At 41.8% G+C, this 12,766-nt stretch carries 12 protein-coding genes; 6 read left to right on the top strand and 6 right to left on the bottom strand.

Going from position 1 to position 12,766, the window contains the following annotated elements; all coding sequences use genetic code 11:
* Positions 1-40: 40 nt before the first annotated feature.
* The gene (locus EIZ58_RS03200) at positions 41-712 is read right to left on the bottom strand and encodes a TVP38/TMEM64 family protein (protein ID WP_134699074.1); all 672 of its coding nucleotides are present in this window, start codon (positions 710-712) and stop codon (positions 41-43) included.
* A 109-nt stretch (positions 713-821) separates the two neighbouring features.
* Here EIZ58_RS03200 and EIZ58_RS03195 point away from each other — a divergent pair, with 109 nt between their 5' ends.
* From EIZ58_RS03195 to EIZ58_RS03170, 6 genes are all read left to right on the top strand, one after another.
* A complete protein-coding gene (locus EIZ58_RS03195) occupies positions 822-1,589 on the top strand; it encodes a YheC/YheD family protein (protein ID WP_167577460.1) in 768 nt (255 codons plus the stop codon).
* An 86-nt stretch (positions 1,590-1,675) separates the two neighbouring features.
* Positions 1,676-2,803: a S8 family peptidase gene (locus tag EIZ58_RS03190; RefSeq protein WP_134699072.1), complete on the top strand. Its 1,128-nt coding sequence runs from the start codon at positions 1,676-1,678 to the stop codon at positions 2,801-2,803.
* Positions 2,804-2,950: 147 nt separating this feature from the next.
* Positions 2,951-3,736: a cell wall-active antibiotics response protein LiaF gene (gene liaF, locus EIZ58_RS03185; protein WP_134699071.1), complete on the top strand. Its 786-nt coding sequence runs from the start codon at positions 2,951-2,953 to the stop codon at positions 3,734-3,736.
* Between the two features lie 10 nt (positions 3,737-3,746).
* The gene (locus tag EIZ58_RS03180) at positions 3,747-4,868 is read left to right on the top strand and encodes a HAMP domain-containing sensor histidine kinase (protein WP_134699070.1); all 1,122 of its coding nucleotides are present in this window, start codon (positions 3,747-3,749) and stop codon (positions 4,866-4,868) included.
* On the top strand, positions 4,861-5,505 hold the full coding sequence (locus EIZ58_RS03175; RefSeq protein WP_134699069.1) for a response regulator: 645 nt from the start codon (positions 4,861-4,863) through the stop codon (positions 5,503-5,505). Before EIZ58_RS03180 ends, EIZ58_RS03175 begins: the two co-directional genes overlap by 8 nt.
* Before the next feature lie 61 nt (positions 5,506-5,566).
* The gene (locus EIZ58_RS03170; RefSeq protein ID WP_134699068.1) at positions 5,567-6,331 is read left to right on the top strand and encodes a CAP domain-containing protein; all 765 of its coding nucleotides are present in this window, start codon (positions 5,567-5,569) and stop codon (positions 6,329-6,331) included.
* Positions 6,332-6,360: 29 nt separating this feature from the next.
* Here EIZ58_RS03170 and EIZ58_RS03165 read toward each other — a convergent pair whose 3' ends face one another.
* From EIZ58_RS03165 to EIZ58_RS03145, 5 genes are all read right to left on the bottom strand, one after another.
* Complete coding sequence (locus EIZ58_RS03165; RefSeq protein WP_167577459.1) at positions 6,361-7,116, bottom strand: hypothetical protein; 756 nt, start codon at positions 7,114-7,116, stop codon at positions 6,361-6,363.
* Positions 7,117-7,449: 333 nt separating this feature from the next.
* Positions 7,450-8,409: an NAD-dependent epimerase/dehydratase family protein gene (locus tag EIZ58_RS03160; protein WP_134699066.1), complete on the bottom strand. Its 960-nt coding sequence runs from the start codon at positions 8,407-8,409 to the stop codon at positions 7,450-7,452.
* A 24-nt stretch (positions 8,410-8,433) separates the two neighbouring features.
* On the bottom strand, positions 8,434-9,777 hold the full coding sequence (locus EIZ58_RS03155) for a nucleotide sugar dehydrogenase (protein WP_134699065.1): 1,344 nt from the start codon (positions 9,775-9,777) through the stop codon (positions 8,434-8,436).
* Positions 9,778-9,819: 42 nt separating this feature from the next.
* The gene (locus EIZ58_RS03150; protein ID WP_134699064.1) at positions 9,820-11,709 is read right to left on the bottom strand and encodes a glycosyltransferase; all 1,890 of its coding nucleotides are present in this window, start codon (positions 11,707-11,709) and stop codon (positions 9,820-9,822) included.
* Positions 11,710-11,726: 17 nt separating this feature from the next.
* The gene (locus EIZ58_RS03145; RefSeq protein ID WP_134699063.1) at positions 11,727-12,761 is read right to left on the bottom strand and encodes a glycosyltransferase; all 1,035 of its coding nucleotides are present in this window, start codon (positions 12,759-12,761) and stop codon (positions 11,727-11,729) included.
* Positions 12,762-12,766: the final 5 nt, after the last annotated feature.

The raw sequence follows: 12,766 nt of genomic DNA, 5'->3' as shown, positions 1-12,766 counted from the left end.
TTATTCTTCTTGGGGATAGTTTAGCCCATGTCCACGATTTTCATGAGAGCTTCATTTTTTTCCTTACAACTTTCATGCCAATAAACAGGACCAAGCCAAAACCAACAGCTAAAAGTAAAATTCTGGTCTTGTTTTCTGAGAAGGACAGCAGGTCATTACCAATCATGGATTGCAAGAGAATCGCGGGAATTTTTCCTAGTGAGGTCGCAGCCACGTAAGATCGAGCTCCTACTTTAGAAATGCCGGATAAAAGATTCAAAGCTACGGGGGGGATAATCGGAAACAGTCTCAAAGTTAAAATACTCTTAAAGCCATTGGCCTGCAAAAAATCATTGATCCGAGTCCATTTCGGATAACGACTTAATTTTTTCTCCGCCCACTCCCTTCCGGTTGAGCGAGCAAGATAAAACATGAGTATGGAAGCCAATACCGAGCTGGTCCAGTTGATGAAGAAGCCCCCAACCAAACCGAAAACAAGAACATTAGCCGTAACCAGCCCAATAAATGGGAATATGGGCAAAAACGCTTGGAGGATAATTAAGCCGCCTCCGATCAGAACTGCAATTAATCCTAGACTTCTTAACCAATCGACGATTAGGGTCATATTTAAGTCCGTTAATCGATCCCTCAAAGGGCCAAGCCCTAAAATCACAATTCCAAGTGCTGCTGCCAGCAAAAAAAGTACCCCTATTTTTTTGATTCCATCGCCCATTTTCTTCACCTCACGCCTTATAGTTTTCCAGACATAGGCATCCAACTATTCCAAAATCGCTCTAGGTACATAGGATAGATTATCTAATACATTCTAGGAGAGGATATCTGTGTATCCTAAACGTAGATATCAATACGTAGCAAGCAAATGGAAAAAAACACAGCTTCTGTTAGAAAATGAAGCCATTCGGCCCTACATTCCCGATACGCTGCGCCTTACGAGAGAAAATTTAATTCAAATGCTGCTGATTCATTCGGTGGTTTATTTAAAGCCGGAAAATGGAATGAAGGGCAATGGCATTATTCGGATTGATTATGATGAAGAAGTTGAAGTGTATATAATAAAATCGGGAAATGACTCCAGAGCCGTTTCTTCTATTTTCCCCATCTTACAATGGCTAAAACGCAAAACTGCGGGTCACAAATATCTAATCCAGCAAGGCATAGATCTCATCTCCCTAGAAAACAAACCGATAGATTTTCGAGTCCTCCTGCAGAAGCCTAAAAAGGAATGGGTATACGCTGGCATTGTCGGCAAGCTCGGGGAACCCAATAGTATTACAACCAATCTGGCTCAGGGGGGAAAGGCGATCTCTTTCCGCGAGGCCCTCTCTAAAACTCTTGAGCTTTCTGTAGACGAAATGAAAGAATTAAAAGATGAACTTGAACAGCTTAGCTTAATCATTGCTAACCAGTTAACCCTAAGTTATCCCGGACTCCGGGAGCTTGGCATCGATTTTGCCATTGACATAGACGGAAGCTATTGGGTTTTAGAAGTAAACACCTCTCCCGGGCATCAATTATTTAAGCAGCTACCTAACGATAAAATTTATAAAAGGATTATTCAAAACGTCAGAGCGATTAATTTTTCACTTTAACCCCCAGGCTTTTCCTGGGGGTTTAACCATTTTTGCACACAAACATAGAATATTGGAGAATATTAACGGAGGGCGGGAGAACGCGTGTGAGAAATCAAGATCAGCTTTGCGTGATGTATAAAACAGAAAAGGATTTATTATATTTTTATAGCAACCTTCCGGTTTACTTAAAGCAACGAATGAAGCTTTGGCAAAAATGGAATTCCATCACTCTACTTCAACAGGATTATGACGCCCTCAAGAGTCGGATGACGACCCAAGGAGACTCAGGGGAGGAACAGGGGTTTATCGTGGAAAAAAACATCCAATATAAGCTCCATCAAGCCTACGAAGAAGAGCAAACGATACCCTGGGGTGTTGCACGAGTGCAAGCACCCAGAGTCTGGCCCAGAGTGCAAGGAATAGGCATTAATGTAGGCATTATTGATACCGGTATTGATGCCAGGCATCCCGATCTACAACCTAATATTAAAGGGGGGGTCAATACCATCGACGCATCGAGTCCTTTTGTTGATGCCAACGGGCATGGCACCCATGTGGCAGGAACGGTTGCGGCAGTGAACAATCAAGTGGGAGTCGTAGGAGTAAGTCCCCGTGCTCGGCTTTATTCGCTCAAAGCTTTTGATTCCGAAGGAAGCGCCACGTTAAGCGATATTGCTCAAGCCATTGATTGGGCCATCGATAACAATATACGGATCCTCAACATGAGCTTTGGGTCCAGGGATTCCAGCCAAGTGCTCCACCAAGCCATCAGAACTGCTCTGGCCAATGGCATTCTCATGATTGCCTCCGCAGGTAACGCAAACGAAAGCCTGGACTATCCCGCGAGGCATCCGGAGGTTCTTACCGTAGGTGCCACCAACCGGCAAAATCGTGTGGCCCCATTTAGTAACTATGGCAGTACACTAAACTATGTACAACCAGGGGTAGATATCTTATCCACCTGGCCTGAAGCCCCCTACTACAAGACTTTATCTGGCACCTCTATGGCCACCCCCCATTTAACAGGAATCTGCGCCTTGCTTCTCTCCCAATCACCTCAACTCACACCACGACAAGTCAAACAAATTCTTGACCAATCCGCTCGAAGACTCCCGAATACCGCTCAACGTCGGCAAGGCCGAGGCTTTGTTATAGCGACTCGCGCTATAAACTTATTGACCCGTCGGATTGAAGCCAGAAATAACGCTCCATCCGCCCCAAGGCGGAGGTAACTCCCTCCTTCGGACAGTACAAAGTTTAAAGAGAGTGCACTATAATATAACTATCTACTATGATATATTGAACAAAGGCCATAGCTGGGAAATCATGCTATGGCTTAACCTTCCAATATACTCCCGCATAAGGAGGTGCACGTTCTCATGCATCAATCCAAGACAACCAGATACTTTTTAGGAATCGTCGTTATTTTTACGGGTATTGGCATTTTATTGCACACCTTAGGGATTATGCATTTCCATCCCGGGAAGCTCTTTCCGTTCTTGATCCTCTATTTCGCCTTGCGCTTACTTGAACGAAGCCGAAGAATCATCGGAGGAATTTTGTTCTTATTCGGAACCTTATTTTTTATTGATGCCTGGACCCCCATCCGAGCCGGAGATCTCATCGGCTTTATATTCGCCCTAGCCATCATGTATTGGGGCTACCAATTGATTCGCTCCAAGAAAAAGGAGATTGACATCCCTTCTGCTTCCGTTCCTACTCCGCCTAAGGAAACCATGGAGACACCCCCTCCGTTGTCCGGGGGCCAGGAGAAGCAAGCTTATACCATGGGCTCCCCTGAAACTAAGCAATCTTTAATCGGAAATCTCTTCTTAACGGGACACCGCTGGGAACTGAAAGATATGAATATATGGCATGGGATTGGAGAAGTAAAAATCGATTTATCCAGGGCACTTATCCATAACGGGGAAACTGTCATCATGATTAGCGGCTGGATCGGCGATATCGACATCTTCGTACCCTATGAGCTAGATATCTCCTTCATCGCGAGTGTGAACATCGGAGATATTGATATTTTTGGCAATAAGCAAGGGGGATTAAATCGGACCGTAACCCTAACCACTTCAAATTATCAACAAGCAGACCAGAGGGTTCGCCTTATCGTTCATCTGCTTGTCGGAGACGTCAATGTTACCTATGTATAAGGAAAACACGATGACAAAACGAAAGTTGTCAAACATTCAATGGCAGTTTATGCGTCATGGAACCTGGGTATGTTTGGGATCCGTTACCCTGGGCGGAAGCTTTTTCTTTTTTCTATGGTACCAGCTGGCCCAACTATCAAGTCTTCAGGAATGGCTTTTTGAATCTTGGGGAGTTACGATTCCCCCTTTCCCTGGACCTTCTCTTATCGTCACGCAAATGCTAACCATGTGGCTTATCGCTGTCCTTATAGGAGCTAGCTTTGGCTATATCTACGGGAATTTGTTAAAGAAGAGAATCGAAATTCTTCTACAATCGGCGATGATGCTAGAAAGAGGAAATCTAGACATCCGGATTCCCGACTTAGGCGAAGATGAACTTGGGCAATTGGGTAGACAGCTGAACGATATGACGACGCGTTTTCAGCAACAAGTCGCCTCCTTACAACGGTTATCGGCCCATAATGCGGAATTAAACGATCAAGTCAAACAAGCCGCCATCGTGGAGGAACGTCAACGGCTTGCCCGAGAATTACATGACGCGGTCAGCCAGCAGCTCTTTGCCATCTCCATGACCATGGCCGCTCTCAAAAGAACCCTGTTGCAAAATCCGGAAAAAGCCAAGGGACAAGCTGAGCTCGTAGAGGAAATGGCAGCCGCGGCTCAATCCGAGATGAGAGCCCTTCTGCTCCATTTACGCCCTGCCCATCTTGAAGGCAAAGGATTAAAGCAAGGGATTGAGGACCTGCTTCGTGAAATGCAAGGCAAGCACCCCATAAGCTTTCAATGGTCGATAGAAGAAATCCCCTCCCTGCCTAAGGGAATGGAGGATCATCTGTTCCGAATTCTTCAAGAAGCCCTCTCTAATACCCTGCGCCATGCGAAGGCTCATCGCGTGGAAGTAAAGCTCGTGGTTATTGGGAACAAGCTTCGATTCAAAATAACAGATGATGGCATTGGTTTTACGATTAAAGATGAACGAAAATCATCCTCATATGGGATGGCGTTAATGCAAGAGCGTGTCGCTGAAATCGGAGGGGTCCTCAACATATCCTCTGCACCTGGCCAAGGTACCCTGATTGAAGTGACCATTCCCATCATTATGGGCAGAGGAGGAAACACCAGTCATGAGTAATCCAATTAAAGTACTGTTAGTCGATGATCACGAAATGGTTCGGATGGGCTTAGCCGCCTACCTCTCTACCGAAGAGGATATTGAAGTCGTAGGCGAAGCCAGCAATGGCATCGAAGGAGTGAAACTAGCGCAACAAGCCAAACCTGACGTCATCCTTATGGACCTCGTGATGGATGGCATGGATGGAATCGAAGCGACCCGGCAGATCCGTTCCGTGTACCCCGAGGGGAAAGTCATTGTGCTTACCAGTTTTATTGATGATGAAAAGGTCTATCCGGTGATAGAAGCCGGCGCCTTTAGCTATCTGCTAAAAACAGCAAGAGCCCCCGAAATTGTTCAAGCCATACGCCAGGCTTACCAAGGCTTGCCTGTGCTCGAATCCCAGGTGGCGGGAAAAATCATGAACCGCTTCCGACAAGGTGAGAGCAAGAGCTTACCGCATGAACAACTGACTTCTCGAGAGCTTGAAGTGCTAGGACTGATCGGGGATGGAAAATCCAATCAGGAAATTGCCGAAGAATTATTCATCGGCATTAAAACCGTCAAAACTCATGTCAGCAATATCCTAAGCAAGCTAGGAGTCGAAGACCGGACTCAAATCGCCATCTATGCTCACCGCCAAGGACTTTGCAAGTAAGCCTGCGGACCTGAATGAAGCAGACTTATTCATGACACCCTAGAAACAGGAGGTGTTATACATGAATAGTCTAAAACATTTTCTGGTTCCCACTCTACTCTTCAGTCTCGCTCTATCCGGCTGCGGTGCCGGCACCCAAGGCGCCTTGCCAGCGGAAAATCCGCCCGTGAATGTCCAGAACGTGGACGGCGGCAAAACGATGAAGGGACAAACGGCCCAACCTGGCAGAAATACCGCCAAGGCGCAACATGCTCAGTCGCCTGGAGCTCAGGCTGGCCCAACCAATCAACAATGGCCTAATGCCCAATGGCACGTTATCACTTGGCCAACTGACGGTTCTCAAACTGCGCCATGGCAGCCGGCACCTGCTCCGACGCCTGCTCCAGCACCTGCGCCAACTCCGGCTCCCGCAGCTCCTGCGACTCCAGCACCCGCTGCAGGATTGTCTGCACAGGAACAGCAGATGCTTAATCTGGTGAATCAAGCGCGCCAAGCCAACGGTTTAAGCCCGTTAAGAGCACATACGGAGTTAACCCGCCTGGCCCGCGTAAAATCGCAGGATATGATCAACGGAAACTATTTTTCACATCAATCGCCAACCCATGGCTCTCCGTTTGACATGATCCGCAACGCAGGCATCGGCTTCCAAACCGCAGGTGAAAACATTGCGGGGAACCAAAGTGTCGATGGCGCGCATACCTCGTTGATGAACTCTCCTGGGCATCGGGCCAATATCCTAAGCAATGAGTATAACTATATTGGGATTGGGATTGTGTCAGGCGGGGCTTACGGGAATATGTTTACGCAGATGTTTATCAAGCAGTAAAATGAAAACCGCCTGGGGATGGCGGTTTTTTACTTTATTGTGATCGTATCAATATATCTAGGGTCTTGGAACAGAGAATCTTGATTCTGATCGCTCTGAAGGAGATCATCTACTCGTTGTTCAGGAAAATCTCTAGTCGTGCTCTCGAAGAATTCTGCGTTTACACGAGGCTGGCGTCTTGAATTCGAATTTTTTGTTTTTGTTCTATTCTTTTGTTGAGGACTTGAAACGCTAGGTCTTTTCTTCCGCTTTTTACTTGCACTTTTATTTGCCTTTCCTTTTTTCTTTAGACGCTTTGACTGATCCTTTTTGTTTGACTTTTTCTCTATTTTACTGTCCTTCGTTTCAGCGGCCTGTTTGGTACCACTCAGACTTGTTTTATCCTTACTCGCAAGTTGTTTCGATTTTTTTTGTTTAGCTTTTACTGTCTCTTTTGCCTTTCTCTTTTTCGCTGGCTTATCCTTTTTAACCTCTTTGTTCTTAGATGAGTTCCCTCTTGCTGAACCCCAGTTATTAAGATGTTCTTCCCTGATTGATCTCATCATCTTCAGAAGCCTGGATCTTGACTCGTAATCTACATGACGTAATACCTGATTAAGATTGGAATCTAATACTCGGAGATTCCTTATTAGCCTATCTATTCTTCTACGATCATAAGCGCTGTTTGCCCCTGACAAGCTCATTCTCTTTCTTCTGACTAAGGCACTCTTGTTTAACAGGACTTTTCTTTCCCCAATTTTTACGGAAACGTATGAATGGGATTTATCAGTTTGATGCTTCGGCATCCTAACAAGAGCATAATCTAATCTTCTTATACCCTTTTGCACTTTGGCCCTTGTTTGATCAAATACCGACCTGTTACCTCTTAGATAAAAGAGTAAGGAGTTTAAAGTGCGAATCTCTTCCCGGAAGCTTTGCTTTTCTCTGGAGTTGTTCTTTCTTCGATTCGAACTTGGCTTCAATCTTCTCATCCCCTTAAACCATTGTGCTACTATCCTATTAATCAAAACATCTAAGGGCAACGGCTTTTGTTCTTGAGTGATTCGTGTATTTTAGTATTTGGGTGTTTAAGAGGGAGGAGGTGACACAATCGAGGAATATGAGTGGTTTTATATATCTTACTTCAAGTAATAGTCCAAGGTTCTCTTCAAACCTTCTTCAAGAGAAACAGACTCTTTAAATCCAACGAGTTTTTCAAGTTTTTCTACGGATGGAACCCTTCGACTAACACTACCATTAGGAGAAGGATAGAGTTTCATATCCCCAGATAATCCACTTATCTCCATCATCTTCTTTGCCAAATCAAGAATCGATATCTCCAAACTTCCTCCAATATTTATGATTTCATTTTTTGTATCTTCCAAATGTGCACATAACACTGTCGCCTTTACCGCATCGTCAATATAAAGAAAAGATCTAGTATCGCTATGGCCGTATAATTCAAAGATCCCTTTCTTTATTCGTATCGCGAAGTCGGGAATAACATGCTTATCACCCATTCGCGGTCCATAAATATTGTGGTATCTAATAATAGAGTAAGGGATGTTGAAGGACTGGTGTGCACTATTAATTAAAACCTCACCATGAAGCTTCGATGCACCGTATGACCATCGGGGGTTACAAGGATCTTCTATGGATAGCGGCACATTTTCCGTAGTTGGAATAACCCATTTAAACTTTCTCACAGTACTCGCGTAAACTTCGGATGTGCTAGCATAGATAAACCTTTTTAAGCTTGGCGAATCCCGATACCGGTCCAGCAAATAAAATATCGGTAAGGTGGAGCATTTCATTACCTCATACGGTCTCTCGTAAAAGTTTTGTGTACCATTCAAAGCTGCTAAATGATAAATCAATTCGATATTATCAGGCAATTTTACTAGCTGATCGGGCTTCGTCAAATCTATTGAATATTCAATCACATTAGGGCGGCCTGTTAAGTCCTCATAGAGATTATCCCTTTCTCCTCTTATGAAGTTATCTACACAGATTACTGTTGCAGTTGGATCCTCACTTAAATGCTTGGCAAGATGATATCCAATAAAGCCCGCAGCCCCTGTTACCAACGAAACGGTCATCTGTTCTCACCCCTGATATTCCCATTAATTTTGGTGGTTTCCCAGTGCAATATACTTTATACCTTGAAGTAACTCATTACTTGAAGAAAATAAGTTCCAATAGTCATAGATTAACGAAGGTTTGCTCATTGATTTTGCTAGCAAGTGTATCGGCATTTTTTGAAATAAGGGATTGTTATTTTGAATAATTACAATATTGGACCCAGAAAATGCTTCCTCAAGTGTTTGAATCGGCTTAATTCCTAGCGCACTGATCTTTTTTCCATCTACAATAGGATCATAGCCTTGAATATAACTCCCAGGAAAAGATTCCTTAAGTGCGGCAATAAGCGGGATGGCCATTGTCCCCCGTAAGTCATCGGTTTCGGGATTCCCTTTAAACGCTAATCCTAAAATTGAGATCACTGGCGCTGCTAGTAGATCTTGCTCTATAATCATATCAAATTCAGTTTTTATTTTCTTTACTGTCTGCATTGGCAAATCCTCATTCCATTTACGTGCAGTCAAAGTTAATTGAGGTTGATATCCGTATTGTTTAAGACTCTCCGCAAGAATATACGGGTCCTTTTCTAAGCACGGACCCCCGACTAGACCAGGTAATGGCAGTATACCACGTGGATAGTGGGTAACAGCTGCATGAACGACCTCGGTTACATTTACCCCAAGTACTTCACACATCATAGCCACCTCATTTGCAAATGCGAACAGAACATCTCGTTGTGTGTTATTAACCAATTTTACCAATTCAGCCGTTTCTACATTTGCAACCTTAACCACTGTTGGAGTTAAGAAGCCAAACAACTCCGCAACCCTTAAACATGCTGAATCAGTCAGACCTGAAACAACTTGCGGTAATGAATTTAATTCTATTAAAGCCTTACCCTCAACAGTTCGTTCAGGGCAAAATGCTAGTTCAAAGGAAACCCCTGTTCCCTCGAAAATAGGTTTCACAAACTTGCGAGTTGTTCCTACTTTTACAGTAGATCTCAAAATTACTAAATCACCGTTCTTAATTACATCACGAATCTGTTCGCAAACCTTACCTAATGCACTTAACTCAATTTGCTTATTTATTCCTAATGGTGTACCAACACTAATAATGTAAACAGATATTTCTGGAATCTTAGGAATCTTTTCGTAAACTCTTATTCTTCCTGAGCACAAATGGCGTTTTAAATGATCATCAAGATCCTTCTCAAACATAATCGTTTTTTTTTGGAGTAGACGATCTCTTATTATCGAAGATATTTCAACACCTATTATATTAAACCCTTTATTAGCCATAGCTACTGCTAGAGTTAAGCCTACGTATCCTAAACCAACAATGCATATTGTCCGGTCCCTAAAATGCTGTGGGATACAATTCAAAGCTTTATACCTCCTTTACATACCCTATCTAACTTCTCGCGTTCATGCCTTAATATCCTTTCTCATCTGTTTCTTTGCAGCATTTACCGAAAAATATTTATTAATATACCTATTGGTTCTCATAGAAGCTTTAACCCAAAGTTTTTTCTGTTTATATAATTTTATAACATCTATCGCAAACTCCTTTTCATTTAGGGCAACTTTAATAAAGTTTTCAATTTTTCTAAACCCTTCCGCTCCGATTCTTGTTGTCACTACAGGAACCTGATAACGCATTGCTTCCACAATCTTCCCTTTAACACCAGCTCCAAATCGTAACGGTGCTACCACTACTCTACAATTCTTATAGAAAGACTCTAATCTTTGATCTGAAACGTGACCCGTAACTATTATGTTTTCCGATTCTAGGGATTTAATCTCTTTTGGGGGATTGGACCCTACAATGAAGAATTTAATATCTGAAACTTTTCTTAATATATATGGAAATACATTTTTGACAAACCATAATATCCCATCCACGTTTGGTTTATGTTTGAATGTCCCGACAAAAAGAAGACCCTCTCTTTTCATATATGACTTAATTTGAGAATCATCTTGGTTCTTATCATAGATAAACACTGGTACAATTCTTACTTTTTTTTCAGGGAATAGCTTTCTTACTATTTTTTTTTCGTACGTACTTAAAGTATGATTTACATCTGCTTCTCTAATTAGCTTCATCTCCATAGACTTCCACTTACTTGCTGATTCCAGCATTTTTGGATCTTTCAATAACTCATAATTTCGTTGTTCTCGCAAGAAAAACAGATCACAGCCATTGTAGATAATTTTAGCTTTCGTATGATTACGTAATACATTGATGTGCTTTTGGGCTATGAATGGAAAAATGAGATAAGCATAATCAATGTATTCTGCATTGCGTTTGATCCATTCATTAATATTTTTTTCATCTGAGTTACCACATAGGACCTCTACTCCCATCTTCTCAAGAATAGAGGTGTAAGGTTCCCGCCTTTTGAATGCCTCACCTGCATAAATCACATTCAGATCCATCTTGACAAACAGCGTTAGATAATGAAAAGCCATTCTTGATGCTGTTGATTTATCAAAATCTGGACCATCCATATACAGCATTAATATAGTTTTTTTCCTTCCACTTCTGTCCCTAGCCCAAAAATGATGTTGATTTTTTGGAAATTGTTCTTTCTCAAGAGTTTCTTTCCACTTGTTGTAAAACAAACCTTTATTTTCGTCTACCGGATAAAGATCATGTCCCTCAAGAACAACAGTTGATTTCGGTTGAAACTTAACCTTGAACCCCTGCCTCCTAACTTGGAAAGCAAGATCAATTACATCGTAGCCTCCTGCTTCAAACCTAGTATCAAATCCTTTTAACCAGTTCCACACATCTTTTCTGATCATTAAACACTTGGCGGAAATAAAGTCAGTTTCCTTTACATAATTATATTTAGATTTTCTAGGATCATCATATTGTCCATAGGGCTCATGAGTTCCATCACGCCAAACGATTCCCCCAGCCTCACGTAACTTTCCATCCTGATATAAAATCTTGGGGCCAACCATTGCAATGGTAGGATCATGATCCATTAAATTGATCATATGTTTTAGCCATCCCCGTTTTACCTTGATTTTGGGGTCAAGAATAACAAAGTACTTGCCATTTCTATTGTATAGCCCTTTGTTACATATTTTAGTATAAGATTTCTCTTCAGTTATCGTATTAACTATTCTTCCTTTTGGGTCAATATTGCTATGTTTCATTATTATTTTCTCGTCACCCGCAAGAATAATCTCAAAAGAAATTTTCCTTGTATTGCGAATTATCGAGCGTATACATTTATCGGCGGTTACCGATACACAGTCTAGAGGAATGATAATGGATACAGTTGGATTTGATCCCCCTGATGTCATACATGCAACCTCCTCTTCTAAGACTTTTTGGATTTTAACTTTTTCACGATCTTTTTTGAAAAAATGCTATTTTCCAATCTAAAAGGATTTCCAAATTTTTTTAAATAAAGCTTTTCATTCTTTCGATAAATCTTTCTTGATCGGTCTTTTATTATCTCCCCACTTTCAAAATATCCATAACTCCACGGTGTTTTAATAAACTTTTTTTCCAAGTCTTTTAATTGTCTAAGATATTGTCCTTTAAGTTCTAGAAAAGTATCAATATCACTCTTTTCTCGATACCATACCCTGATCATTTGATCTAATCTCTTGTTCAATCCAGAAAAGTGGAAAAAACGTAAAGGTTTGCCTAGAATATGATATCCCCCGTCATTACCCATTTGGATTCTTCTCTCTGATAAGTTCCACCAAGCAGCATTATAACCGGGATGCTTTAATATCGAGGTATTAAATAAGCCTGGAACTAAGTCTAACCATCTTTGATCAAAGCAGATTCCGTTTTTAATGTCAGAATAGCAGTAATTTTCCAACCTGTAATCCCACCAGCGAAGGAATTGTCTTGCCTCTAAACATCTTCGAACAGCCAAAAAGCCTGCATTGAACATCCCCGTTTGAAGAATGCCTGTTTCCCTCCACATGTGCACTTCTTTTTCAGGGGACTGTAATAAATGAGGTGTAAGTACAATGGGATACTCATTTAATTCAGAAAAGACTTCTTCAAACCTCGAGAAGATTTGTATATCGGAGTCAAGATAAATATAAGTCTTATCAGCTGGATATTTATCTATCAAATGAAGTAATAATTTTCCTTTAAGTGAAAAACTAGCTGGAGCGTTACTATATTTAAAAATATAGTGATCAAAGTTATCAAACCCTAATTCCCTAGCTAGTATGATTGTATCGAAATAACTTAATCCTTCAAATGACTTTGGCTTTTCTCTTTCCAGTAAACAGAGTACAATCCTGCATTCTGGCATGTGTTTCCTTACCGATTTAGCCATTAAAATCGCTTGGGGCAAATAGTTAATTGTTGATATAGTACCAACGTTCATTTTTA

The organism is Ammoniphilus sp. YIM 78166 (assembly GCF_004522215.1).
Lineage (GTDB): Bacteria > Bacillota > Bacilli > Aneurinibacillales > RAOX-1 > YIM-78166.
Note: the sequence above shows the minus strand (reverse complement) of the source record. Positions and strands in the feature narration are given on the sequence as shown.